Below are 25086 nucleotides of genomic sequence, written 5' to 3'. Positions count from 1 at the left end.
CGTCATGCGCGTCTGCCTGACCATCGATACCGAATTCAGCATCGCCGGCGCCTTCGCCGACCCCGCGCTGCGCCCGGTGGGCGCGCAGATGGTCCGCTGCGACGTCGACGGCCGCTCGCAGGGACTCGACTTCATGCTCGATTGCTTCGCCCGCAACGACATCACCGCGACATTTTTCATCGAGACCTTGCACCGCCACTACTTCCGCGACGATCCGATGCGGCCGCTGGCGCAGCGCATGGCCGACGCCGGCCATGAACTGCAGCTGCACGCCCATCCCTGCTGGGCGGTGTTCCAGCACGACGACTGGGCCGAACGGGTGCGGCGCGAGCCGCGCCAGGACGATTTCGCCGGCCGCGACGAAGCCTCGACCCTGGAGCTGCTGCGCCAGGGGCAGGCGACTTTCCGCGAATGGGGCTTGGCGCCGCCGCAGGTGTTTCGCAGCGCCAGCCTGCAGCACGACGCCGGCCTGTACAGCGCGATCGCCGCCGCCGGCATTCCCTACAGTTCCAACATCGGGCTGGCGATCTACGACAGCGGCGATCCGCGCTACCGCCTGTATGGCGGCCGCCACCTGCGGCACGGCGTGCTGGAATGCCCGGTGCTGACCTTCAGCGATTGGCGCCTGCGCCGTCCGCATCTGAAAACGCTGTCGATCTCGGGCACCAGCTTCGCCGAAACGCGCACCTTGCTGGAACGGGCGCGCCGGGCCGGCATGGAACTGGTGGTGATCCTGACCCATCCCTTCGAATACGTGCAGAGCCGGGGCGCCGATTACCGCACCCTGCGCCGCCACGGCGTCAACCAGCAGCGGCTGGAACGCCTGTGCGCCTACCTGGCGGCCAACGGCGACCGCTACCAGGCCAGCGGCCTGGCCGCCGCCGCCGGCATGCCGCTGGCGCCGCGGCAAGCGGAAAACCACTTGCTCAGCGGCGCGCCGTGGCAAAGCGTATGCCGCATGGCGACCCAGGTGTTGTACGACCGCTACGGCCATTGGGCCTTGGCGCGCCAGAACGCGGGTGCGGCATGAACTGGCGCCGTCCATTGGCGCCGCTGGCCGCGTCCATCGACCGCCGGCATGGCACCTGGCGCGGCCTGGTGCGCGCCTGGCTGGCCCGCATCGAGCTGGCCAGCGGCCGCCTGTCGGGCTTCCGGCTGCGCCACCCGCACAAGGTGCGCCGCGCCGTCTTCATCTGCCTGGGCAACATCTGCCGCAGCGCCTTCGCCGAACAGGTGGCGGCGCGGCTGGACATGACGGTGGCCTCGGCCGGCCTGTCGACCCATACCGGCGCCGCATCGCCCGACAGCGCGCTGCGCGCCGCGCGCCGCCACGGCTACGACATGAGCGCCCACCGCGCCACCGACCTGACCGACTTCGAGGTCCAACCGGGCGACCTGTTCCTGGTGATGGAAGTGCGCCAGGCGCGCGAGCTGCGGCGCCGGCTGGGGCCGCGCACCGATGTCGAGGTGGTGTTGCTGGGCCTGTGGTGCACCGGACCGATGCCGCACCTGCACGACCCGTTCACGTTAAGCGACGCCTATTTCGACCAGTGCTTCGCCAGGGTGCGGCAAGCGGTGCGCGGCCTCCAGCGCGCGTTGCCGCAATTGACGCGGCGCGAAGCGGCCGACGTGGCGGCCGCCTCCGGCCGCGGCGGGAGGGTCGCATGAAGCGTGGTTTTTCCATCTATCTGGACCTGGTGCGGGTGCTGGCCGCGCTGGCGGTGATCATCTACCATTCCAATTTTCGCCTGCTGACCACGCAGAAGCTGCCGTTCAGTCACCACGGCCACGCGGCGGTGATCGTGTTTTTCGTGCTGTCGGGCTACGTCATCGCCTACATCACCGCCGAGCGCGAGAACACGCCGCTGTCGTACTGGTCCAGCCGGCTGTCGCGCTTTTACTCGCTGGCGCTGCCGGTCGTGCTGCTGACGCCGCTGCTGGACTTGGCCGGCGAGGCGATGGCGCCGCAGTTCTACACCGGCGGCACCACGACCTACGGGCTGGCCTGGCTGCGCATCCTCACCAGCCTGACCTTCCTCAACGAGGTGTGGCTGGTGTCGATCATGTCGTTCTCCAACGTGCCTTACTGGTCGCTGTGCTACGAGTTCTGGTATTACGTGCTGTTCGCCATCGTCACCTTCACCGCCGGCCGCGCGCGGGTGCTGCTGGCCGGCGCCGTCATGCTGCTGCTCGGCCCCAAAATCCTTCTGCTGGCGCCGGTGTGGGTGGCCGGCGTCGTGCTGTTCCGCTGGCGGTGGCTGCGCACGCTCAAGCCGCTGCCGGGCGCGCTGCTGTTCGCCGCCTCGTGGCCGGCGTACTGGCTGTTCCATCACTACGGCATGACCGAGGCCGGCTCGAACCTGCTGTTGCGTGTGGTGGGCGCCGACTTGCATCACCAAATGGCGTTTTCCAAGTTCTTCATCACCGACTATCTGCTGGCGCTGATCGTGCTGGCCAACTTCGCCGGCATGCGCGCGCTGGCCGATGTCGCCGCGCGGCCGCTGGAGCTGATCGAGCCGGCGATCCGCCCGCTGGCCGCCTACACCTTCAGCGCCTACATCCTGCACCAGCCGCTGATGCAGTTCTATGCCGCGCTGATCGACGGCGATCCCGGCCGGCCATGGTTCTATGCCGCGACCATGCTGGCCACCTTCGCCACCATCGGCGTGCTGGGCAGCCTGACCGAACAGCAACGCCATCACTGGCGGCACGCGGTCCGCAAGCGGTTGGCGCTGATCTTCGAGCGACCGGGACGGCATGCGCCGGCGGCGGGAGTGCCGCATGGCTGAGACCTTGATACCGGCGGTGGTGCTCGGCATCGACACCCCGATCGGGCTGGCCATCATCCGCGACCTGGGGCGGCGCGGCGTGCCGGTGATCGGCATCGCCCACAGCGCGTCGGGCCTGGGCCTGCGCTCGCGCTACCTGGCGCGGGGCCTGATCCGTCCCGGTGGCGGCGTCGCCGGCCTGGTGCGGCAACTGCGCCAGCTGTCGGCGGAAATCGGCCCCGCCTGCCTGTTCGCGATTTCCGAAACCGACATCAGCGCGCTCAACCTGGAGCGCGCGCAGCTGGACGGCTACCGCCTGATGTTCGCCGACACCGCGCGCATGCAACGCGTGCTGCACAAGGACCAGACGTACGCGGCCGCCGCCGCGGTGGGCATCCACGTGCCGCGCACGCTGCATCCGGCCTCGCTGGAGCAGGCCGCCGCGGCGGCGCCGGGGCTGCGCTATCCGGTCATCCTGAAGTGGGCCGACCCGAACGGCGCGATGCAGCCGCTACGGCGCGCCGGGTTGTCGCTCGACAAGCTGCGCTACTGCGCCGACGCCGACGAACTGATGGCCGGCCTGCGCCGCTACGAGGCGGTCGGCCTGTATCCGATGGTGCAGGAATTTTGCGCCGGGTATGGCCTCGGCCAGTTCGTGCTGATGCGCGACGGCCAGGCCCACTGCCTGTTCCAGCACCGCCGCGTGCACGAGTGGCCGCCCGAGGGCGGCATCTCCACGCTGTGCGTGTCGCTGCCGCCGGACCAGCACGCCGCGCTGATGGAGCAATCGGTGGCGCTGTTGCGCGCGCTCGACTGGGAGGGCGTGGCGATGGTCGAATACCGCTACGATCCGGCCACCGGACGCGCCGCGCTGATGGAGATCAACGGCCGCTTCTGGGGCAGCCTGCCGCTGGCCTGCCAGGCCGGCGCGTCGTTCCCGTGGTATGCCTACCAGTTGCTGGGGCTCGACCGGCCGCTGCCGCAGGCGCCGTACGTCGCCGGCCTGCGCGCCCGCTTCATGGTGCCCGAGACCAAGCGGCTGTGGCGGGTGCTGACCCGCAAGCCCAGCGACGGCTACGTGCCGCCGGCCGGCCCGCTGGCCGAGGTGGCCGGCTACCTGCTCGACTTCGTGTGGCCCGGCACCCGTTATTTCGTCCACAGCTGGCGCGACCCGATGCCCCTGCTCAGCGACCTGTGGCTGACGGCGCGGCGCTTGCTGCCGGCGCTACGCATGCCGCAACGGAGAAAGACATGAACCACGGGACCACACACGCCGTGCCCACGGTGGCGGTGATCATTCCGTACTACCAGCGCCAGGCGGGCATCCTGCGCAAGGCGGTGGCGTCGGCGCTGGCCCAGCGCGGCGAACACCGGCTGACCATCATCATCGTCGACGACGCCTCGCCGGTGTCCGCGCGCAGCGAGCTGGACGGATTGCCGGCTGACCAGCGGGAGCGCATCGTCGTCATCGAGCGTCCCAACGCCGGCCCGGCCGCCGCCCGCAACACCGGCTTGCGGGCGCTGCCGGCCGGCACCGACTTCGTCGCCTTCCTCGATTCCGACGACGAATGGATACCGGAGCACCTGCAGCGCGCGCTGACGGCGCTGGGGCAGGGCCACGATTTCTATTTTTCCGACCACTACCAGTTGAACCAGACGGTCAGCGCCTTCCGCCGCGCCGGCCGCATCGACCCGGCGCGCCACCCGGCGCTGGCCGGCGCCGACGCGCTGTACGCCTACCAGGGCGACATGTTCGACCAGATCCTGAGCGGCAACATCATCGGCACCTCGACCGTCGTGTACCGCCACGCGCCGCTGTCGACGTTGCGCTTTCGCGAGGAATTCGTCTACGCCGGCGAGGACTACCTGTTCTGGCTCGAGCTGAGCCAGCGCACCAGCCGCATCGCCTTTTCGGCGCGCTGCGAGTGCGTCTACGGCGCCGGCGTGAACATTTTTTCCGGTTCGGGCTGGGGCAGCAAGACGTCGTTGTTGCGGCTACACCACGAAATGAAGTTCCAGCGCGCGCTGTCGCGCCTGTTCGACTTGTCGGCGCCGCAGCGGCAGGCCAATCTAGCCAGTGTGCGCCGCCTGCGCCGCAGTTTCGTCGCCGACCTGCTGCACCGCGTGCTGCACCGGCAGGAGGTGTCGCCGGCGCTGCTCGGGCGCCATTGCAAGGTCGATCCGCAGACCTTCCTCTACGCTTTGCCGCTGGCGGTCGGGATCGCGTTGCGCCGCGAGCGCGGTAAGTAGTACGCTTGGTAACACCTCGTCGTTAAGACTCACCGAATATCCCGGAGTGGGACGTCGGCATTGGGGAATGCCGCGATTCCGCCGATCCGGGATCACTTGAAAGGTAGCTGTCATGGATCAGGCATTCAATTACGAGAAGGCGTTCTCGCGCAATATCGGCTGGGTCACCGAGGCCGAGCAGGCCGTTCTGCGGGGCAAGCGGGTGGCCATCGGCGGCGCCGGCGCGGTCGGCTCGTTCTACGCCAACACCTTCGCCCGGCTCGGCTTCGGCAAGTTCGTCATCGCCGATTTCGACACCTACGACATCGTCAACTTCAACCGCCAGCTGGGCGCGACGATGAGCACGCTCGGCCAGCCCAAGTCCGAGGTCATCCGCCGCATGATCCTCGACATCAACCCCGAGGCAGACGTGCGCGTGTTCCCCGAGGGTGTGACCGGCGCCAACCTGCCCGATTTCCTGCGCGACGTCGATTTCTATGTCGACGGCCTGGACTTCTTCGCCTTCGACGCGCGCCAGCAAACCTTCGCCAAATGCGCCGAGCTGGGCATTCCGTCGACGACCTGCGCGCCGCTGGGCATGGGCGCGGCCAGCCTGACTTTCCTGCCCGGCAAAACCACGTTCGAGGAGTACTTCCAGTGGGGCGACCTGCCCGAGCTGGACAAGGCGATCCGCTTCATCGTCGGGCTGGCGCCGGCCGGCTTGCACCGCCCGTACCTGGTGGTGCCGTCCGCCATGAACCTCAAGGAGCGGCGCGGGCCGTCGACCATCATGGCCTGCAACCTGTGCGCGGGGATCTCGGCCACGGTCGCGCTGAAGGTGATGCTGGGACGGGGCGAAGTGCTGGCCGCGCCGCACGGCATGCATTTCGACGCTTTCCGCAACAAGATGGTCCACACCTACCGGCCGGGCGGCAGCAGCCATCCGCTGCAGCGGCTGGCGATCGCGCTCGGCACGCGGTATTACCGCAAGGCGCTGGCGGCGGCCGAGGCCGGTTGATCGGACGGCGCGCCGGCGCTCAGACGTCGCGCGTGCGCGCCGCCTGAAGCGGCGTCAGCAGCGCTTTGTGGAACAGGTGGCGCGCCAGCAGCCACGGCGGCATGCGCAGCCAGTTGCCGCGCAGGTAGAGTATCTGCCGCGCCAGCTTGCTCAGCGGGCCGTCGCAGCTGGCGTGTTGCGGCAGCAATGCCCGCTCCAGCAACGCATCCATCAGCGCCAGCACCGCCGGTCCCGGCCGCGCCGCCGCGTTGGCTTCCAATACGGCCGCCGGCACCGGCGTGTGCAGCAGGCGCGCGGCATGGCGCAGCGCGTAAAACAGCGGCCGTTGCAGTTGCAGCATCGCGGCCCGGTCCGTCAGCCGCAACCAGAATCCCGGCAGCGACGAAAACTCGTGCAACAGCCGGTCGATGTCGACCAGGTTGCGCAAGCCGTGGTCGAACTCGCTTTCGTACAGCAGGTGTGTCGCGCTGTGCAGGATCATGTCCACCGCGCCCAGCGTGTACAGCGGCGGCAGGCTGCCGCTGGCGGGGTAGCCGGGCAACGGCTCGGCCGCCGCGCGCAGCAGCATGGCGTCCGGATGCGCGGCGGCCGTACTCGGCAGTATCGCGTGGTGGACGTCGATCACCGTCCCGCGCCGCACGTGTCGCAGCGGCGGCAACTCGTGCATCCAGCGCCGGTAGTAATGCTGGTCGTAGTCGTCGTGGCCGGCACCGGCCCAGCCGTGCAGCATCAGCGCCGATTCGACGTCGGCCAGCGCCGCGCGCGGCACCAGGATGTCGATGTCGGAAAAGATCCGCCCCTCGGCGGCGGCCAGCCCGGCCATCGCGTAGGCGCCGCCCTTGAGCAAAATCAGCGGCACGCCGAGGCCCGCCAGCGCCTGCCGGATTTGCCGCACCTCCCAGCGCACCGCCTGCAGGTGGCGTTCGCCCTCCTGGCGCGCCCATTCCAGTTGCCGCCGCGCCGGCGCCGGCAGGCGCCCCAGCACGCCGGCGTCGCGCGCCCGCGCGTGCAGGCTCGCCAGCAATTGCGCGCGCTCGGCCTGGCGCAGCACCAGGTCGCACTGGGCGGGCGTGAAGGCGGCCAGCGCCGCCGGCGTGCGCAGCGCCTCGATCAACAGCGGCGTCATGGCGGCGCCACCAGGCGCTCGAAAGTGGCGATGCCGTCGGCCAGGCTGCTGTAGCAAAAGTCGTAGCAGTCCGACTGGTCGACCAGCGCGGCCATGGCGTCGAAGCCGCGCGCGCCCAGCACGCTGTAATTGAATGCGTTCTCGGCCGTGCGCAGGTGGCCGCGCGCCTTGGCGACCGGCCGCAGCGCGGCGGCCGCGCCGGCCTCGTAGCGGGGAAAGACGATCCAGGCCGGCCGCGCCGGCTCGGCCAGGCGTGCGACGCTGGCGGCTGGCGCCCGCAGGTGGGCCACCGTGCCCTTGTTGGTGTCGTGCACCGGCGGCGAGAACAGCGCGCCCGGCAGCGCGGCGCGCACCAGGTCGATCGAGCCGTTCTTCAGGCTGATCGGACGCGGCATCGGCACGATCAGGCCGTCCTCGAGCCGTATCATGGTCAGCTCGTCGGACAGCAGGCGCCAGCCATGGTGGACCAAGGCCGCGCACAAGGTGCTTTTGCCGGAGCCGGGCGGCGCCGGCAGGATGGCCGCGCGGCCGTGCTTTTCCACCACCGCCGCGTGCAGGATCAGATAGCTGTGGGCGCGGCTGGAGATGCACCAGTTCAAGCCCCATTCGAACATCGGATAGGCCTGCGCCAGCGGCAGCGGCTTGAACGGCGCCAGCCCGTCCGCCAGCAATTGCACCTGCGGGCGCAGCCACCGCCGCCAGTTCAGCGGGCGCACCATGCGCAGATGGAAATCGGCGTAGCCGTCGTCGGGGCCGAGCGGGTAGTCGGCGTACATCAGGCCGACGCCGTGCACCACGCCCGGGATGGTGCTCTGCAGGCGGGTCACGAAAGCACCGGTTTGCAGGTACAGGCCGGCGCCGGCGAGGCGCGCGGCCAGTTGGCCGGCCGGCAGTTGCGCCACCGTCAGCATACCGCCTCGACCAGCGCCAGGGCTTCCAGATCCTCGAGCAGCGTGTCTACCCAGGCGGCGCCGCCATCGCCCTGGCCATCGCCCTGGCCATCGTCCGCGCCGTTGGTTTGCTCCGGCTCCGGCTCCAGCCCGGCCGCCTGCAGCGCGCGCGCCAGGGCGTCGCTGGAGGCCGGTCCGGCGCGCAGCGCCAGCAGCAGCGCCAGCGCGTCGGCGCCGAGCAGGTGGGTGTCGCCGGAGAGGTCGTTGTACAGCACGCATTCCCCGTCCCACTGCCGGCGCCGCAGTTGCTGGCCCGCAGTCAGGCGCCAGGAAATGGCCATGGTCATTCCATCGTGCTGGCGAGGTAGGCGACGATCTCGCGCGAGCCCCACTTGCGGCCGCCGGCGATCGGCGTGTAGGTGCCGCCGAGGTTGGCGCCGGACCCTTGCCATTCGTTCCAGATGGCGATCACGGCCGGCACCTTCAGGAACGAGGTCTTGCCGGTATAGGCGTTGAAGTAGGCCGCCATCAGGTACATGCCGACCCGGTCGCGGTCGTAGGTCTGGCCCTTGAGGACTTTCATGATCGGCTGGCTGGCGTAGGGCAGGGTGCGCGCGCCGCACGTGAAGACGTGGCTGAACGCGGTGCAGTTTTTTGGCATCGGGCACGTTTGCGCTGCCCACCACTCCGGCGTACGGCCGGCGCAGGTCGGCGCCACGGTCGGCTTCTGGCTGCTCAGCCCGCCGGACATCGCCCCGGACGGCGCCCGGCACACCCTGGTCGCCATCGCGGACGGACTCTTCAGCGTGAGGATGACCCCGCTGGCGATGCTGGCGCCCGCCAGCCGGCGGCGGGACGGCCGCGACGGGGCGTTGGCGTCGACGACCTGCGCCGGCACCGGCGCATCGCCCGGACTATCTTGATGCGTTTGCTTATCCACGTCTGCCATCCCCTGTTTTTTCTTGTCCACGCAAATCTAATGCAAGTTTCATTCCCGACACCGGCTCCCGCGTTGGGTTCGATTAAAATCAAGGACTTAGCGCCGGTTTCATGCTACCGGCGGCGGCCAGGCGCGTGCCGCGCCGGCAACTGTAAAGAATCCCGACACTAGCTCAAAAGAAACTTTCGGGAATGATCAGGATGTCGCCCGGCCACATGCGCATGTTGGCCGAGATATCGCCGTCCTTGATCAAGTCGCTCAAGCGCACCGGCAGCTTTTCCTGTTTGCCGTCGATCTTGCGCACGATGCTGGCGCGGTTGCCGGCCGCGAACTCGGTGACGCCGCCGACGGCGATCAGCACGTCCATCAGCGACATGTCGCGCCGGTACGGCATCGATTGCGGCTTGGCGGCCTGGCCGATCACCCGGATCTGCTGGTCGTAGGTGCCGACGAAACCGTTGACGACAACGCTCACGGCCGGTTGCTGGATGTAGCGCGCCAGCGCCTTTTCGATGTCGCGCGCCAGCTGGCTCGGGGTCTTGCCGCTGGCCGGCAGGTCTTCCACCAGCGGCGCCGTGATCTTGCCGTCGGGGCGCACCGGCACCGTCTGCGACACCTCGGGATTGCGCCAGACGCTGATGCTGATGCTGTCGCCCGGACCGATCAGGTAATCGATCTCCGGCGAGGTTTCGACGGAGGCGGTCAGCGGCCGCTGCGTGGCGCAACCGGACAGCGCCGCGAAGGCCAGGCCGCAGGTCAACGCCAGGACGCCGCGCAGCGCGCGCCGGTAAGGATGGGGGGAGGAATGCGCGTTCACGGTCGTCCTTTAATGGGCTGCGGTGGGGAAAACTGGCACGGCGCAAGCGACGCCGATATTTTCATTTTGACATGCCTTTTTGATCATGGCAAGAAAGTTATTGTGGCGTTATTGTGACGCCGCGCGCAGCAGGTCGCGCACGTGGTTCGACGGCACGGCGTAGCCGATCCCGCTCGGCGTGCTGATCGCGTTCTCCTTGCTGCCCTTGACGTAGACCATGTTCAAGACCCCGTACACCGCCCCGGTCGCCGGGTCGTACAGCGGGCTGCCGCTGTTGCCGGGATAGGCGATGGCATCGAGCTGGAACACGGTCACAGGCGGGCGGCCGAGCTGTTTGACGGCGCGCGCGTCGAGCAGGCGCGAGGTGGCCGCCGGCCGCGTCATCGGCGTGATCGCCGCCAGCACCGCGCGGTGCGTGGCCGGGTGCAAACCGAGCACCATGCCCAGCGGGTAGCCGGTGAAGGCCAGGTCCTGGCCCTCGGCGGCGGTGTCGGAATCGGCCAGCTTGAGCGCCGGCAGCGGCGTGCCGGTCAGGCGCAGGTGCAATAAATCGTGCTCGGTGTCGCGTCCGGCCAACGTTGCCGGACGGAAGCGGACATTTTCGCCGTCGGCCAGCACCACGCCCCAGTTCTCCTGGCGCGCCAGGTCGGGCGCCTCCGGCACCACGTGGGCGTTGGTGATCACGCTCAGGCCGTCGCCGGCCACCCAGCCGGTGCCGCTGTAGACGATCGGCGGCGAACGGGTCGGCTGATAGCTGCCGATCGCCACCACCGAGCGCTTGACGGCGGCCACGGTGTCCTTCAGTTCGGCCGCGCGCGCGGCCGGGCAGGCGGCCAGCGCGGCCCCGCCGAGCCATGCCGACAGCATCGCCGCGCGGCGCGCGGTGCGTAAAAATGTGGCGATCATGATCATGCCCGCAATCTACACCATCTGATAATTTTTGCAACAAATCTTCGCCGGCGGGCCGCTTGTCGACTTCTTGCAACGTTGTAGTCAAGTGTGTAAAAAATAATAACAACGAACCGATCCGTTGTACTATGATTCATAGAAATGTTGTTTTGATAATCGACGCGCCGGCCTTCCAGATAGGACTTGGCGCGCACTTGGCGAGGCAAGAGATGGCGGAATTGAGTGCATTGCTGCTGACGTTCCTGAAGGCGCTCGGCAAGTATCGCTGGTATGCGGTGGCGGTGGCGTGGGTCGTCGGACTGATCGGGTGGGCGGTGGTGTACCGCATGCCGGACGAGTACCAATCGACGGCGCGCGTCTACGTCGACACCCAAAGCATCCTCAAGCCCCTGATGGCCGGCATGACCACCATGCCCAACATCGAGGAGCAGGTGATGTTCATGCGCCGCACCCTGATCAGCCGGCCGAACGTCGAGCGCGTCATCCGCATGGTCGACCTCGACATCAAGACGCGCAGCGTCAACGACAAGGAACGCCTGATCGACGAGCTGACCCCGCAGATCAGCATCAGCGGCACCGGCAACGACGACATCTATACGATCGCCTACACCAATCCCGATCCCAAGCTGGGCAAGGACGTGGTGCAATCGCTGCTGACGATCTTCGTCGAGGGCAGCGTCGGCGGCAAGAAGCAGGATTCCGACAAGGCCATTTCCTTCATCGCCGAGCAGATCAAGAGCTACGAGGAAAAGCTCGCCGCCGGCGAGAACGCGCTCAAGGACTTCAAGATCCGCAACATGGGGCTGATGTCGCGCCAGGGCGGCGACTACGCCAGCAAGCTGGCCGAGACCACCGAGCTGCTCAACCAGGCGCGCCTGGAAGCGGCAGAGGTGGAACAGTCGCGCAACGCCATCAAGCGCCAGATCGTCGGCGAGGAACCGGCCCCGGTGCTGGGCGCGACGCCCAGCGAGGACGCCAATCCGGAACTGGACGGCCGTATCCAGGCGCTCGAGAAAAACCTCGACCAGTTGCGCATGCAATACACCGACGAGCATCCCGACATCGCCGGCACCAAGCGCCTGATCGACCAGCTGAAAGCGCGCAAGCGCGAAGAGGCCTCGAAGAAGGTGCGCAGCGCCGGCGCCAATTTCAGCCCGATGGTGCAGCAGATGAACGTCGCGCTGTCGGTCGAGGAGGCGCGCCTGGCCGCGCTGCAGACCCGCGTGCGCGAATACAGCAGCCGGGTGGCGGCGCTGCGCGCCATGAGCACGGCCGCGCCCGAAGTCGAGGCCGAGCTGTCGCAGCTGAACCGCGACTACGCGATCAACAAGGAAAACTACGCCAAGCTGGTCGAGCGGCGCGAGTCGGCCCGGCTGTCGGGCGACCTGAGCTCGGCGTCGGACATGATGACCATCCGCGTCATCGACCCGCCGAGCGCGCCGGTGATGCCGGTCGGGCCCAACCGCGCCCGCCTGTGCTCGATCGTGTTCGCCGGCGCGTTGCTGGCGGGCCTGGGCTCGGCGCTGTTGCTGAGCCAGATCCGGCCGACCTTCATCAGCCAGCGCGCGCTGCGCGAGACCACCGGCATTCCCATCCTGGGAAGCATTTCGATGAACTGGACCGACACCCAGCGCCTGAAGCGGCGGCGCCGCCTGTACGCGTTCGGGCTGGCGGTGTCGCTGTTCTTCGGCGGCTATGGCGGCGTCATGGCATCGGTGTTGTGGATGCAGCGCTAGTCACATTACAACCAACGGCCTGACGGGCGTCCAAACGGCCACACCAGCCCAGTCAGCCAGCTTCATCAGCGAAACCAGGAGTTCTCCGTGAGCATAATCGAACGAGCCACCAGCCGCATGCACCAGGACGCGGCCGCGCGGCAGGGCCACGCACAGCAGCACGCCGACGACGCCGTCGCCGCCGCGCTCGCCCCCAACGTGGTGGCGCCAGCGCCATCGCCGTCGGACTCGCCGAGCCGCGGGCTGCCGCCGTCGGCGTCGCCGGCCGCCGTGCTGCGCAGCCGCGGCAACGGCAAGAACATCGAACTGGACGCGGTGCGCATGCAGGCCATGGGCTTCATCACCGCCGGCACGCGCACGCCGCTGATGGAGGAGGTCCGGGTCATCAAGCGCCCGCTGATCACGCGCGCGTTCTCCGCCAAGCATCGCAGCGACAAGCCGGCCAACCTGATCATGATCACCAGCTCGCTGCCGGGCGAGGGCAAGACCTTCTGCGCCATCAACCTGGCGATGAGCATCGCCATGGAGCTGGACCACACGGTGCTGCTGGTCGACGCCGACGTCGCCCGGCCGTCGGTGCTGCGCACCCTGGGCCTGCCCGGCCAGCGCGGCCTGATGGAGCTGCTGCTGGACGAGCACGCCGACATGTCCGAGCTGCTGCTGCACACCAATATCGACGGCCTGACGCTGCTGCCGGCCGGCGCCGCCAACGCCCGCGCCACCGAGCTGCTGGCCAGCCAGGCCATGGCCAACCTGCTGCAGGAGATGGCCGGCCGCTACCCCGACCGCATCATCATCTTCGATTCGCCACCGCTGCTGCTGACCACCGAGGCGCACGTGCTGGCCGCCCACATGGGCCAGATCGTCGTGGTGGTCGAGGCCGAGAAGACCAGCCAGCACGCGGTGCAGGAATCGCTGCGCCAGCTCGAGGGCCTGCACAACGTCAACCTGGTGTACAACAAGACCCGCGAGTTCCCCGGGACGGCCGCGTATGACTACCAATACAACTATAGTTATCATAATAATGGCCAGTCCTAAGCGCCGCCGCGGACTGGGCGCGGTTGCCGGACTGGCCGGCATGGCGCCGGTGCCGACGGTGACGGCGGCGGCGGTGGCCTTGCTGTTTTCGCCCGCGTGCCGGGCCGAGCTGCGGGTCGAGCCGTCGGCGCAGTTCCAGCAAACCTACACCGACAACGTCAGCCTGGCGCCGCCCGACCAGGCGCGCAGCCTGTGGATCAGCGAACTGACGCCGGGCCTGACGGTGCGCGACGACAGTCCGCGCCTGCAACTGCTGGCCGCCTACGAGGCGCGCCTGTACGCCTATTCGCGCGACGACCCGGCCGCCAACCAGAGCCTGTCGCACAACTTCAACGGCAGGCTGCACGCCGAAGCCGTCGCCGGCCTGCTGTTTCTGGACGCCGCCGGCGCCTACCGCCAGCAGGCGGTATCGGCGTTCGGCGCGCCGGTGGCCGCGGACGGCGACGACGGCTACCTGAGCGAGAACCGCACCAACGTCAAAAGCTACAGCATCAGCCCGTACCTGACGCACAGCTTCGGCCGCCTGATGACGGGCGACCTGCGCTACACGCACGACGTGGTCAGCGCCGACAGCGCCGGCTTCAACCACAGCACCGCCGACCGCGTGCAGGCGTCGCTGGGCGGCGCCGTCGGCCCGCGCATCGGCTGGGGCGTGCAGTACTACCGCCAGCGGCTCGAGGACGGCGTCGGCCCGACCACCATCAGCGGCAACACCGGCGTCAACGGCTCCTACCTGGTCGCCGCGCCGCTGCGCCTGACCGCCAGCGTCGGCCGCGACCAGTACAAATATGAATCCCAGGTGGGCGATGCGCCGACCGGCAAATCGTGGTCGGTCGGCTTCGGCTGGACGCCGTCGAGCCGCACCAGCGTCAGCGCCAGCGTGGGCAAGCGCTACTTCGGCGACAGCTACCACCTCGACGCCGTGCACCGCACCCGCGCCACCGCCTGGAGCGTGCGCTATTCGACCGACGTGACCACCTCGCGCGACCAGTTCCTGCTGCCGGCGGCGGTGTCGACCGCGGCGCTGCTCGAACGCATGTACGCCGGCGCGATTCCGGACCCGGTGCTGCGGCGCCAGGCGGTCGACGCCTTCATCCGCGCCAACGGCCTGCCGCGCAGCTTGACCGACAGCGTCAATTACCTGAGCAACCGCTACATCCTGCAAAAGCAGTTCAATCTGTCGCTGGCCTGGACGCTGGCGCACAGCGTGCTGGTGCTGAGCCTGACGGACGAGCGGCGCAACGCGCTGTCGTCGCTGCAGTCGGACAGCGCCCTGCTGGGCAGCAGCTTCGGCAGCCTCAACGACAACAGCCACCAGCAGGGCGGCAGCGCCACCTTCAATTACCGGCTCTCGCCGCGCAGCTCGCTGAACCTGTCGGCCGGCTTCAACAAGGCCGACTCGCTGGTGCGCGACGCCAGCAGCATCAACCGCGCCTTGCGTCTGGCGCTGACCCGCCAGCTCGGCCGCCAGCTGACCGGCGACCTCGAACTGCGCCGCCAGACCGGCAGCGTGGCCGGCGCCCGTGGTGGCTACCGCGAGAACGCCATCGTGTTTCATCTCAACCAACGCTTCTGAGGAGCCAGGCCCGCGATGTATGAGAATTATTATGGGCTCAGCGCCAAGCCGTTCCAGCTGCGCCCCGATCCCCACTTCTTCTTCGGCAGCCAGGGCCACAAGCGCGCCATGGCCTATCTCGAATACGGCCTGTCGCAGCGCGAGGGCTTCATCGTCATCACGGGCGAGGTCGGCGCCGGCAAGACCACGTTGATGCGCAATATGTTCAACGGCCTGCCGGCCAATGAAATCGTCGCCGCGCAAATCACCAACACTTACCTGAACACCGAGGACACCTTGCGCATGGTGCTGGCCGCGTTCGGCCTGCCGGCCGAGGAGGGCAGCAAGAGCATGCTGCTGGTGCGGCTGGAACAGTTCCTGCGCAACTGCGACAAGCAGGGCAAGCGCGCGCTGCTGGTGGTCGACGAGGCGCAAAACCTCACCGCCCGCACCGTCGAGGAATTGCGCATGCTGTCGAATTTCCAGTCCGACGAGCGCTCGCTGCTGCAAACCTTCCTGCTCGGGCAACCGGAGTTCCGCACCACGCTCAACAGCCCGGAGTTGCGCCAATTGCGCCAGCGCGTCATCGCCACCTACCACCTGGGACCGATGAACGGCGACGAAACGCGCGCCTACATCGTGCACCGGCTGCAAACGGTCGGCTGGCGCGGCAACCCGTGCTTCACCGACGGCGCCCACGCGGCGATCCACGCCCACAGCGGCGGCATTCCGCGCACCACCAACCACGTCTGCGACCGGCTGTTGCTGATGGGCTTCCTGGAGGAGCTCGACACGTTCACCGAGGCCGAGGTGGCCACGGTGCTGCGCGACATCCGCGACGAGACGGCCGTGCCGGACGGGCCCGATTCGACGCTGGCCCTGGAGCCCCCGGGCGAGTGGCCGCCCAGCGGCGGCATGGTGTCGCAAGGGACCATCGACGAGCGCCTGGTGCGCGTCGAACGCTCGATGGTGTCGCTGTTGCACGTCTTGCGAAAACTCGTCGCCACCCCCGCCAACCAGCCACAGATGGACAACATTGAATGAGCCACACCGTGAGCCATACCGACGCCGACACGCCCGCGCGCAAATTCCGCATCCTGTGCGTGGTCGGGGCACGCCCCAACTTCATGAAAATGGCGCCGATCATGACCGCGCTGGCGGAGCCGGCGGCCGGCTTCGAAGCGCGCCTGCTGCACACCGGCCAGCATTACGACGTCGCCATGAACCACCAGATCTTCTCGGCGCTCGGCATCCCGGACCCGGACATCAACCTGGAGGTCGGCTCCGGCAGCCACGCGCTGCAAACGGCCGAGGTGATGCGCAAGTTCGAGCCGGCCATGGACGAGGTGGCGCCGGACGCCGTGCTGGTGGTGGGCGACGTCAATTCGACGCTGGCCTGCGCGCTGGTGGCCAACAAGCGCGGCGTGCCGGTGTTCCATGTCGAAGCGGGCCTGCGCAGCGGCGACCGCGCCATGCCGGAGGAGATCAACCGCATCCTCACCGACCAGCTGTCGGACCTGTTGTTCACCACCGAGTCCAGCGGCCGCGACAACCTGCTGCGCGAGGGAGTCGACGAGCAGCGCATCCATTTCGCCGGCAACGTCATGATCGACACCTTGCTGTCGAACCTGCCGCGCGCGGTGCCGGCCGCCAGCATCGCCGCGCTGGCCGGGCGCCCCGGCTTCGCCGACGGCGAGGACGGCTACGCGGTGCTGACCCTGCACCGGCCGTCGAATGTCGACCGGCCCGAAGTGCTGCGCAGCCTGCTGGAGACGGCGCTGATCGTCTCGCGCCGCACGCCGGTGATGTTCCCGCTGCATCCGCGCACGCGCGCCATGATCGAGCGCGCCGGGCTGGCCCATCTGCTCGACCAGCCGGGCATGCTGCCGCTGCCGCCGATGGGCTACCTCGAAATGCTGGGCCTGATGCGCGGCGCGCGCGTGGTGCTGACCGATTCCGGCGGCATGCAGGAGGAAACCACCGCGCTGGGCGTGCCGTGCCTGACCCTGCGCAACAACACCGAGCGGCCGATCACGGTCGAGCAGGGCACCAACACCATCGTCGGGCAAGATCCGGGCCGCATCCTGGCCGAGTACAACAAGGTGCTCAGCGGCGGCGGCAAGACCGGCCGCGTGCCGCGCTACTGGGACGGCCAGGCCGCGCGCCGCATCGTCCAGATCATGCAGCGCTGGCTGGGCGAACGCGCAGGGATCGCGCCATGAGCGCCGCCGCCACACCCATGCAGCCGGTGCGCAACGCCATGACCATCGACGTCGAGGATTACTTCCAGGTGTCGGCGTTCGCGCCGCACATCGCGCGCGACAGCTGGGCCGGGCGCGAATGCCGGGTCGAGGCCAATGTCGACCGCATCCTGGGCATCCTCGACGACGGCGCCGTCGTCGCGACATTCTTCACGCTGGGCTGGATCGCCGAGCGCTATCCGCAACTGGTGCGCCGCATCGTCGACGGCGGCCACGAGCTGGCCAGCCACGGTTACGGGCACCTGCGCGCGTCCGACCAGAGCCACAGCGCTTTCTCGGAAGACATCAGTTCCAGCAAAACCATCCTGGAAGACATCGGCGGGCAGGCCGTGCGCGGCTACCGCGCGCCGAGCTTCTCGATCGGGCCGGCCAACCTGTGGGCGCTCGACGCGCTGCAAGAGGCCGGCTATCGCTACAGCTCCAGCATCTACCCGATCGTGCACGACCATTACGGCATGCCGGACGCGCCGCGCTTCGCCTTCTATCCGAATGGCGACCAGGGCTTGCTGGAAGTGCCGATCACCACCGTGCGTTTGATGAAACGCAACCTGCCGGCGGGCGGCGGCGGCTATTTCCGCCTGATGCCGTACGCGATGTCGCGCTGGATGATGCGCCAAGTGAACCAGGCGGACCGCCAGCCGGCGATTTTCTATTTCCATCCGTGGGAGCTCGATCCCGGCCAGCCGCGCCAGCAGGGGCTGGAATGGAAGACGCGCTTCCGCCACTACGTCAACCTCGACCGCATGGACGGGCGCATCCGCGCCCTGACGCGCGACTTCGCCTGGGACCGCATGGACCGGCTGTTCCTGGGGGCGCCATGAGCGCGCTGGCCGAGCACGTCCACCTGGCCGACAGCCCGGCGCCGGCCGCCGGCGAGCTGCGCCTGCGCCTGCTGGAGCCGCACGACAGCCGGCGCTGGGACGCCTACGTCGACCAGTGTCCGCAGGCAACGTTTTTCCACCGCGCCGGATGGCAGCGGGTGCTGCGCCAGGCGTTCGGCCACCGCACGTGGTTTTATTATGTCGAGCGCGGCGGCGTCATCGAAGGCATCCTGCCGCTGGGCGAGGTGCGCAGCCGCGTGTTCGGCCACTGGCTGGGCGCGTTGCCGTTCTGCGTCTACGGCGGCATCGCCGCCAGCTCGGACGCGGCGCGCGCGATGCTCGACCAGGCCGCCCAGGCGCTGGCGCGCCAATTGGGCGTCGGCCACCTCGAATACCGCCACATCGCGCGCAGCCACCCCGGCGACCCGGAGTGGCTGGTCAAACCGTTATATGTGACGTTCCGCAAGGCCATCGTCGCCGACGACGAGCAAAATATGAACGCCATTCCGCGCAAACAGCGCGCCATGGTCAGGAAGGGCATCAAATTCGGCTTGCAGGGCGAGGTCGACCAGGACGTCGGACGTTTCTACGCCGCCTACGCGCGCAGCGTGCACCGTCTCGGCACGCCGGTGTTCTCGCGCCGCTATTTCGCGCTGCTCAAGGAAACCTTCGGTGACGATTGCGAGGTGCGCGTGATCACCCACAACGGCGAACTGGTGGCCGGCGTGCTCAGCTTCTTCTTCCGCGACCAGGTGCTGCCGTACTACGGCGGCGGACTGGACAACGCTCGGGCGCTGGCCGGCAACGATTTCATGTACTGGAATCTGATGCAGGCGTCGGCCGCGCGCGGCATGCGCGTGTTCGATTTCGGCCGCAGCAAGCTGGGCACGGGCGCCTTCGACTTCAAGAAGAACTGGGGCTTCGAGCCGGAGCCGCTGGACTACGAGGTCAAACTGATCGGGGCGACAGCGGTGCCGGAGAACAACCCGCTCAATCCCAAGTACCGGCTGTTCATCCGGATGTGGCAGCGCTTGCCGCTGCCGGTGGCGAACATGCTGGGGCCGCACATCGTTAAAAACCTGGGCTGACACGTGGAAAAACTGCTGCTGCTGGTACACCGCATTCCGTATCCGCCCAACAAGGGCGACAAGATACGGTCGTACCATTTGCTGCGGCATCTGTGCGCGCGTTTCGAGGTGCATCTGGGCGCTTTCGTCGACGACGCCGACGACTGGCGCCACGTGGCGCACCTGCAAGCGATGTGCGCCGGCAGCCATTTTGCCGCGCTCCATCCCTTGCTGGGACGGCTGCGCAGCCTGCCGGCGCTGGCGCGCGGGCGGGCGTTGTCGTGCGATTACTACCGCGACGGCGGCATGCGGCGCTGGGTCGACGACACCGTGGCGCGCGAGGGCATCGGCCGCATCGTCTGTTACTCGTCGCCGATGGCGCAGTACGCCGATGCGCATCCTACGGCCCGGCGGGTGATGGATTTCGTCGATGTCGACTCCGACAAGTGGCGCCAGTACGCCGACGGCAAGCGCTGGCCGATGCGCCAGGTCTACCGGCGCGAGGCGCGCCTGCTGCTCGACTACGAACGGGCGGTGGCGCGCGCCAGCGACGCCGCCTTGTTCGTGTCCGCGCCGGAGGCGGCGCTGTTCCGCACGCTGGCGCCGGAGAGCGCGGCCCGCATCGGCCACTACAGCAACGGCGTCGACACCGAATTCTTTTCCCCGGCCAACGCCGGCGCGTCGCCGTATCCGCCCGGCGCGCGCGTGCTGGCCTTCACCGGCGCCATGGATTACTGGCCCAACATCGACGCCGTCAGCTGGTTCGCGCGCGAGGTGTTGCCGGCGATCCGCGCCGGCGCGCCGGACGTGCTGTTTTGCATCGTCGGTTCGCGCCCGGCGCCGGCCGTGCAGCGCTTGGCCGAGCTGCCCGGCGTGATGGTCACCGGCACCGTGCCCGATGTGCGCGCGTACGTGGCGCACGCGGCGCTGTGCGTGGCGCCGATGCGCATCGCGCGCGGCATCCAGAACAAGGTGCTGGAGGCGATGGCGATGGCGCGCCCGGTGCTGGTGTCGCCGCAGGCGCTGGAAGGCATCGACGCCGTGCCGGGCCGCGAACTGCTGCTGGCCGACGACGCCGCTGGCCATGCCCGCGCCGCGCTCGCCTATCTGGGCGCGCCCGATGCGGCCATCGGCGCGGCGGCGCGGGCCAAGGTCGAAGAACTGTACGGCTGGGAAAGCAACCTGGCGCCGGTGTCCGCCTTGCTGGAACAGCGGCCGGCCCAGCCATGGCCGCGGAGCGCCTGACATGAGCGCCATCTCCGCTCCCGCGCGCGCCGGCGATGCGCTGGCCGGCGCCGGCCGCGGCGTCCGCCGCGCCAGCCCCGGCGCCCGGGCCGCCGGCTGGGCGCTGTTGCTGATGTTGCTGATGTTGCTGCCGCTGGCCGCGTACTGGAGCACCGCCGTCTCCATCGAGCAGATCTGGGCGCGCTCCGAAACCTTCGCGCACGGCTACCTGATCGTGCCGATCAGCCTGTGGCTGGCCTGGCAGCGCCGCCAACGGCTGCGCGCGATGACGCCGGCGCCGTTCTGGCCCGCGCTGCTGCCGCTGGCCGGCTGCGGCATGCTCTGGCTGCTGGCCGACCTGGGCGAGGTGCAGGTGATCCGTCAATACGCCTTCGTCGCCATGTTCCCGCTGACGGCGCTCGCCGTGCTGGGCTGGCGCATGGCGCGGGTGATCGCCTTCCCGCTGCTGTTCCTGTTCCTGGCCGTGCCCGTCGGCGACAGCCTGATCGAGCCGCTGATGGCCGTGACCGCCAATTTCACCGTGGCGGCGCTGCGCCTGAGCGGCATACCGGTGCTGCACGAAGGCAATAACTTCATGCTGCCATCCGGCGGCTGGTCGGTGGTGGAGGCGTGCAGCGGCTTGCGCTATCTGATCGCCTCGCTGACGGCGGGCGTGTTGTACGCCTACATGACCTATACGCGCTGGTGGAAGCGCGTGCTGTTCGTCGCGGTCGCCGCCTTGCTGCCGATACTGGCGAACGGCTTGCGCGCCTACATGATCGTCATGCTCGGCCACCTGAGCGGCATGACGCTGGCGGTCGGCGTCGACCACCTGCTGTACGGCTGGCTGTTCTTCGGCATCGTCATCCTGGCGCTGTTCCTGGTCGGCGCGCGCTGGCGCGACGGCTTGCCGCCGGCGCTGGCGCCGGTGTCGACGCCGGCCCCGCGGCGGGCGCCGACGGCGCGCATCGCCGCCACCGCGTTCGGCGTGCTGGTGGCGCTTGGCGTATGGCCCGCCTATGCCGGCTATCTGCAACGGTCAGGCGGCACGGCGCCGCCGATCGGCCTCGACAGCTTCCCGGCCAAGGGGCCGATGACCACCGCCTTCACCGATTGGCAGCCGGCCTGGACTACGCCCGCCGCCTCGCTGCGCCGCTATTACGCGCAGCAGAGCGGCCAGGTCGGCCTGTCGCTGCTGTATTACCGCCATCAAACCGCCACCAGCAAGCTGATCACGTCGATGAACCGGTTGACGCCGATGGTGAATTCGCCGTGGAACCTGGCCGGCGGCGCGGTGCGCAACGAGACGGTGGCCGGCCGCACGCTGGCCGTGCGCGAATCGACCTTGCACCGCGCCGACGGCGCCTTGCTGGTATGGCACTGGTACCGGATCGACGGCCGCGCCACCACCAGCGATTCGGTCGGCAAGCTGCTGCAAATCCGCCAGCGCGTGCTAGGCGGCAGCGACGACGGCGCCGCCGTCATGCTGTTCGCCCCGCTCGGCGAGCACCCCGACGGCGCGCGCGCGGCCATGCGCGCCTTCCTCGCCGACAACCTCGGCGCCATCGACGCCACCCTGGCGCGGGTGCGCGCGCAACCGGGAGCGACGCGATGACGCCGCCGCTGGTCGTGCACCTGATCTACCGCCTCGATTTCGGCGGCATGGAGAACCTGATGGTCGAGCGCATCAACCGCATGCCGGCCGGGCACTACCGGCACGCGGTGATCGCGCTGACCGGCTACACCGCGTTCGCCGAGCGCATCACCCGTGGCGATGTCGCGTTGTACGCGCTCGGCAAACCGCCGGGCCTGGCGCCGGCGACCCACGTGGTGCTATGGCGGCTGCTGCGCCAACTGCGCCCCGACATCCTGCACACCTACAACCTGTCGGCGATCGAGTACGCGCCGGCCGCGCTGCTGGCCGGCGTGCCGGTGCGCATCAACGGCGCCCACGGCCGCGACGCCGCCGATCCCAAGGGGCTGAACCGCAAGCACCGGCTGCTGCGCCGCCTGATGATCCCGTTTTACGACCACTGCTATGCCAACTCGGCCGAGATGCTGGCGTGGAACCGCGACGTCATCGGCGTGCCGGCGCGCAAGAGCCGCCTGCTGCCGAACGGCATCGACCTCGAGCGCTACCGGCCGCCCGCGCCGGCCGAGACGGACGGTCCGCTGGACCGTCATTTCGGCCCCGGCTGCCTGGTGATCGGCAGCGTCGGCCGCATCGAGCCTGTCAAGAACCACGCGCTGCTGGTGACCGCCTTCGCCGCCTTGCGCGCGCGCCGGCCCGACCTGGCGCACCGGCTGCGCCTGGCGATCATCGGCGACGGCCCGTTGCTGCCGGCGCTGCGCGCGCAGGTCGACGCGGCCGGACTGAACGACGCCGTCTGGCTACCCGGCAAGCGCGACGACGTCGCCGCCATCCTGCGCGGGCTCACCGTGTTCGCGCTGCCGTCGATCGCCGAAGGCACGCCCGGCGCCGCGCTGGAAGCGATGGCCAGCGGCGTGCCGGTCATCGGCAGCGACGTCGGCGGCGTGCCGGAGGTGGTGGCCGACGGCGCCACCGGCGCGCTGGTGCCGGCGGGCGACAGTGAAGCGCTGTGCGCGGCGCTGGAACGCTACGCCGCCCGTCCCGCGCTGGTGCACGAACACGGGCTGGCCGCGCGATTGCGCGTGACCCAGCACTACGGCATGCCGGCGATGGTGGCGGCCTACCAGGCGCTGTACGACGAATTGTGCGAACGAAAACTTAAACTGAGAAGGCGGGTGGCATCATGTGCGGAATAGTTGGCATCATGGACATAGGCGGCAAGCGCGACATCGATCGCGCGGTGCTGTCGCGCATGAACGAGACCCAGCATCATCGCGGCCCGGACGAGGCCGACCTGTACCTGGAACCGGGCATCGGCTTCGGCCACCGGCGCCTGTCGGTGATCGACATCGCCGCCGGCCTGCAACCGCTGGGCAACGAGGACGGCTCGGTGATGGTCTGCTTCAACGGCGAGATCTACAACTTCCGCGAACTGACGGTGGAACTGAAGGCGCTCGGCCACGTGTTCCGCACCCGCTGCGACACCGAGGTCATCGTCCACGCCTGGGAGCAGTGGGGCGAAGCGTGCGTGCACCGCTTCCGCGGCATGTTCGCCTTCGGCCTGTGGGATCGCAACCGGCAAACCATGTTCATCGGGCGCGACCGGCTCGGCGTCAAGCCGCTGTATTACTGTCTGACGGCCGACGGCTTCCTCGCCTTCAGCTCCGAGCTCAAGGCGCTGGCGTCGCTGCCCGACCTGGAGCGGCGCATCGACCCGCGCGCGGTCGAGGATTACTTCGCCTACGGCTACATCCCCGAACCGCGCACCATCTACCAGGGCGCGCTCAAGCTGGCCCCCGGACATACGCTGACGCAAAAGGTCGGCGCGCCGCTGGCGACGCCGGTCAAGTTCTGGGATGTGCCGTTCGCGCCGCACGCGCCGATGGCCAGCGCCGACGTCGAGCATGAATTGATCGAACGGCTGCGCGAGGCGGTGCGCATCCGGCTGGTGGCCGACGTGCCGCTGGGCGCCTTCCTATCCGGCGGCGTCGATTCGAGCGCCGTGGTGGCGATGATGGCCGGCATGAGCGACAAGCCGGTCAATACCTGCACCATCGGCTTCCAGGACAAGGCCTTCGACGAATCCGATTACGCGGCGCAGGTGGCGGCGCAGCACGGCACCGACCATTACACCGGCAATGTCGGCACCGACGACTACGCGCTGCTCGACACCTTGGCGGGCCTGTACGACGAACCGTTCGCCGACAGCTCGGCGATTCCGACCTACCGCGTGTGCCAGCTGGCGCGCCAGCGGGTGACTGTGGCGCTGTCCGGCGACGGCGGCGACGAGAACCTGGCCGGCTACCGCCGCTACCGCTACGCGATGAACGAGCACCGCGTGCGCGGCCGCATTCCGGCCGGCCTGCGCAAGCCGGTGTTCGCCCTGCTGGGGCGCTGGTATCCGAAGGCCGACTGGGCGCCGCGCGTGTTCCGCGCCAAGACCACCTTCGAGGCGTTGTCGCGCGACCTGGTCGAAGGCTACTTCCACGGCGTGACGCTGATGAGCGACGCCATGCGCGCGCAGCTGTTCTCAGACCGCTTCAAGACCGGCCTGCAAGGCTATCGCGCGATCGAAGTGATGCGCGGCCACGCCGACGCCGCGCCGACCGACGACCCGCTGTCGCTGCTGCAGTACCTGGATCTGAAGACCTATCTGCCGGGCGACATCCTGACCAAGGTCGACCGCGCCAGCATGGCGCACGCGCTCGAAGTGCGGGTGCCGCTGCTGGACCATCAGCTGGTCGAATGGATCTCCGGGCTGCCGCCGTCGCTCAAGCTGCAAGGCGGGGAGGGCAAGTACATCTTCAAGAAAAGCCTGGAATCGCACCTGCCGCACGACATTTTGTACCGCAAGAAGATGGGCTTCTCGGTGCCGCTGGCGACCTGGTTCCGCGGCCCGCTGAAGCAGCGCGTGCACGATGCGCTGCTGGGACCACTGCTGGGCGACAGCGGCATGTTCAACCCCGACTATTTGCGCCATCTGCACGAGCAGCACCAGGCCGGGCTGCGCGACTACAGCGCGCCGATCTGGTCGCTGCTGATGTTCGAGGCGTTCCTGCGCAAGGAGCTGCGCGCATGAGCGCCGCCACCTTGCGG

General features: G+C 68.9%; 23 protein-coding genes. 17 read left to right on the top strand and 6 right to left on the bottom strand.

The window, feature by feature from the left end; translation table 11 throughout:
• Positions 1 to 4: 4 nt before the first annotated feature.
• The 6 genes from BMX85_RS14010 to BMX85_RS13985 all read left to right on the top strand — a co-directional run bounded on the left by BMX85_RS14010 (position 5) and on the right by BMX85_RS13985 (position 6015).
• The gene (locus tag BMX85_RS14010; RefSeq protein ID WP_090318923.1) at positions 5 to 1030 is read left to right on the top strand and encodes a polysaccharide deacetylase family protein; all 1026 of its coding nucleotides are present in this window, start codon (positions 5 to 7) and stop codon (positions 1028 to 1030) included.
• Positions 1027 to 1668 carry an arsenate reductase/protein-tyrosine-phosphatase family protein gene (locus BMX85_RS14005; RefSeq protein ID WP_090318919.1) on the top strand — a complete coding sequence of 214 codons (642 nt, stop codon included), beginning with the start codon at positions 1027 to 1029 and terminating at the stop codon, positions 1666 to 1668. The genes BMX85_RS14010 and BMX85_RS14005 overlap by 4 nt, the downstream gene beginning before the upstream one ends.
• On the top strand, positions 1665 to 2789 hold the full coding sequence (locus BMX85_RS14000; RefSeq protein WP_090318916.1) for an acyltransferase family protein: 1125 nt from the start codon (positions 1665 to 1667) through the stop codon (positions 2787 to 2789). The genes BMX85_RS14005 and BMX85_RS14000 overlap by 4 nt, the downstream gene beginning before the upstream one ends.
• Positions 2782 to 4023: a carboxylate--amine ligase gene (locus BMX85_RS13995; protein WP_177196759.1), complete on the top strand. Its 1242-nt coding sequence runs from the start codon at positions 2782 to 2784 to the stop codon at positions 4021 to 4023. Before BMX85_RS14000 ends, BMX85_RS13995 begins: the two co-directional genes overlap by 8 nt.
• Positions 4020 to 5018 (top strand): glycosyltransferase family 2 protein, encoded by a 999-nt coding sequence (locus BMX85_RS13990; RefSeq protein WP_090318910.1) that lies wholly within the window; start codon positions 4020 to 4022, stop codon positions 5016 to 5018. The genes BMX85_RS13995 and BMX85_RS13990 overlap by 4 nt, the downstream gene beginning before the upstream one ends.
• Before the next feature lie 112 nt (positions 5019 to 5130).
• Positions 5131 to 6015 carry a ThiF family adenylyltransferase gene (locus tag BMX85_RS13985; protein ID WP_090318907.1) on the top strand — a complete coding sequence of 295 codons (885 nt, stop codon included), beginning with the start codon at positions 5131 to 5133 and terminating at the stop codon, positions 6013 to 6015.
• A 19-nt stretch (positions 6016 to 6034) separates the two neighbouring features.
• Here the strand turns inward: BMX85_RS13985 and BMX85_RS13980 are convergent, their stop codons facing one another.
• From BMX85_RS13980 to BMX85_RS13955, 6 genes are all read right to left on the bottom strand, one after another.
• Positions 6035 to 7141 carry a nucleotidyltransferase domain-containing protein gene (locus BMX85_RS13980; protein ID WP_177196758.1) on the bottom strand — a complete coding sequence of 369 codons (1107 nt, stop codon included), beginning with the start codon at positions 7139 to 7141 and terminating at the stop codon, positions 6035 to 6037.
• Complete coding sequence (locus tag BMX85_RS13975; protein ID WP_090318904.1) at positions 7138 to 8052, bottom strand: HprK-related kinase A; 915 nt, start codon at positions 8050 to 8052, stop codon at positions 7138 to 7140. Before BMX85_RS13975 ends, BMX85_RS13980 begins: the two co-directional genes overlap by 4 nt.
• The gene (locus BMX85_RS13970; RefSeq protein WP_177196757.1) at positions 8046 to 8372 is read right to left on the bottom strand and encodes an HPr-rel-A system PqqD family peptide chaperone; all 327 of its coding nucleotides are present in this window, start codon (positions 8370 to 8372) and stop codon (positions 8046 to 8048) included. Before BMX85_RS13970 ends, BMX85_RS13975 begins: the two co-directional genes overlap by 7 nt.
• 2 nt (positions 8373 to 8374) lie before the next feature.
• Complete coding sequence (locus BMX85_RS13965) at positions 8375 to 8971, bottom strand: hypothetical protein (RefSeq protein ID WP_143067977.1); 597 nt, start codon at positions 8969 to 8971, stop codon at positions 8375 to 8377.
• A 172-nt stretch (positions 8972 to 9143) separates the two neighbouring features.
• A complete protein-coding gene (locus BMX85_RS13960; RefSeq protein WP_177196780.1) occupies positions 9144 to 9749 on the bottom strand; it encodes an XrtA/PEP-CTERM system exopolysaccharide export protein in 606 nt (201 codons plus the stop codon).
• A 147-nt stretch (positions 9750 to 9896) separates the two neighbouring features.
• Positions 9897 to 10694: a S1C family serine protease gene (locus BMX85_RS13955; RefSeq protein WP_229210447.1), complete on the bottom strand. Its 798-nt coding sequence runs from the start codon at positions 10692 to 10694 to the stop codon at positions 9897 to 9899.
• Positions 10695 to 10906: 212 nt separating this feature from the next.
• Between BMX85_RS13955 and BMX85_RS13950 the strand changes: the two genes are divergently transcribed.
• The 11 genes from BMX85_RS13950 to BMX85_RS13900 all read left to right on the top strand — a co-directional run bounded on the left by BMX85_RS13950 (position 10907) and on the right by BMX85_RS13900 (position 25069).
• The gene (locus BMX85_RS13950; protein WP_090318892.1) at positions 10907 to 12433 is read left to right on the top strand and encodes an XrtA system polysaccharide chain length determinant; all 1527 of its coding nucleotides are present in this window, start codon (positions 10907 to 10909) and stop codon (positions 12431 to 12433) included.
• Between the two features lie 87 nt (positions 12434 to 12520).
• Complete coding sequence (locus BMX85_RS13945; RefSeq protein ID WP_229210446.1) at positions 12521 to 13471, top strand: XrtA-associated tyrosine autokinase; 951 nt, start codon at positions 12521 to 12523, stop codon at positions 13469 to 13471.
• Positions 13458 to 15047 carry a TIGR03016 family PEP-CTERM system-associated outer membrane protein gene (locus BMX85_RS13940; protein WP_177196756.1) on the top strand — a complete coding sequence of 530 codons (1590 nt, stop codon included), beginning with the start codon at positions 13458 to 13460 and terminating at the stop codon, positions 15045 to 15047. Before BMX85_RS13945 ends, BMX85_RS13940 begins: the two co-directional genes overlap by 14 nt.
• Positions 15048 to 15062: 15 nt before the next feature.
• Positions 15063 to 16070, top strand: a complete 1008-nt coding sequence (locus tag BMX85_RS13935; RefSeq protein WP_090318883.1) for an XrtA/PEP-CTERM system-associated ATPase — start codon at positions 15063 to 15065, stop codon at positions 16068 to 16070.
• A complete protein-coding gene (gene wecB, locus BMX85_RS13930; protein ID WP_090318880.1) occupies positions 16067 to 17248 on the top strand; it encodes a non-hydrolyzing UDP-N-acetylglucosamine 2-epimerase in 1182 nt (393 codons plus the stop codon). The genes BMX85_RS13935 and wecB overlap by 4 nt, the downstream gene beginning before the upstream one ends.
• Complete coding sequence (locus BMX85_RS13925) at positions 17245 to 18108, top strand: XrtA system polysaccharide deacetylase (RefSeq protein ID WP_090318877.1); 864 nt, start codon at positions 17245 to 17247, stop codon at positions 18106 to 18108. The genes wecB and BMX85_RS13925 overlap by 4 nt, the downstream gene beginning before the upstream one ends.
• A complete protein-coding gene (locus BMX85_RS13920) occupies positions 18105 to 19196 on the top strand; it encodes a FemAB family XrtA/PEP-CTERM system-associated protein (RefSeq protein WP_090318874.1) in 1092 nt (363 codons plus the stop codon). Before BMX85_RS13925 ends, BMX85_RS13920 begins: the two co-directional genes overlap by 4 nt.
• Before the next feature lie 3 nt (positions 19197 to 19199).
• Complete coding sequence (locus tag BMX85_RS13915) at positions 19200 to 20420, top strand: TIGR03087 family PEP-CTERM/XrtA system glycosyltransferase (protein WP_090318872.1); 1221 nt, start codon at positions 19200 to 19202, stop codon at positions 20418 to 20420.
• Position 20421: 1 nt separating this feature from the next.
• Positions 20422 to 22014 carry an exosortase A gene (gene xrtA / locus BMX85_RS13910; protein WP_177196755.1) on the top strand — a complete coding sequence of 531 codons (1593 nt, stop codon included), beginning with the start codon at positions 20422 to 20424 and terminating at the stop codon, positions 22012 to 22014.
• Complete coding sequence (locus BMX85_RS13905; protein ID WP_090318866.1) at positions 22011 to 23186, top strand: TIGR03088 family PEP-CTERM/XrtA system glycosyltransferase; 1176 nt, start codon at positions 22011 to 22013, stop codon at positions 23184 to 23186. Before xrtA ends, BMX85_RS13905 begins: the two co-directional genes overlap by 4 nt.
• Entirely contained in the window at positions 23174 to 25069 is a 1896-nt protein-coding gene (locus BMX85_RS13900; protein ID WP_090318863.1) for an XrtA/PEP-CTERM system amidotransferase, read from the top strand. The genes BMX85_RS13905 and BMX85_RS13900 overlap by 13 nt, the downstream gene beginning before the upstream one ends.
• The last annotated feature ends 17 nt before the right edge of the window (positions 25070 to 25086 follow it).

The organism is Duganella sp. CF517, assembly GCF_900110275.1.
Lineage (GTDB): Bacteria > Pseudomonadota > Gammaproteobacteria > Burkholderiales > Burkholderiaceae_D > Rugamonas.
This window is presented reverse-complemented; position numbering and strand designations above follow the sequence as displayed.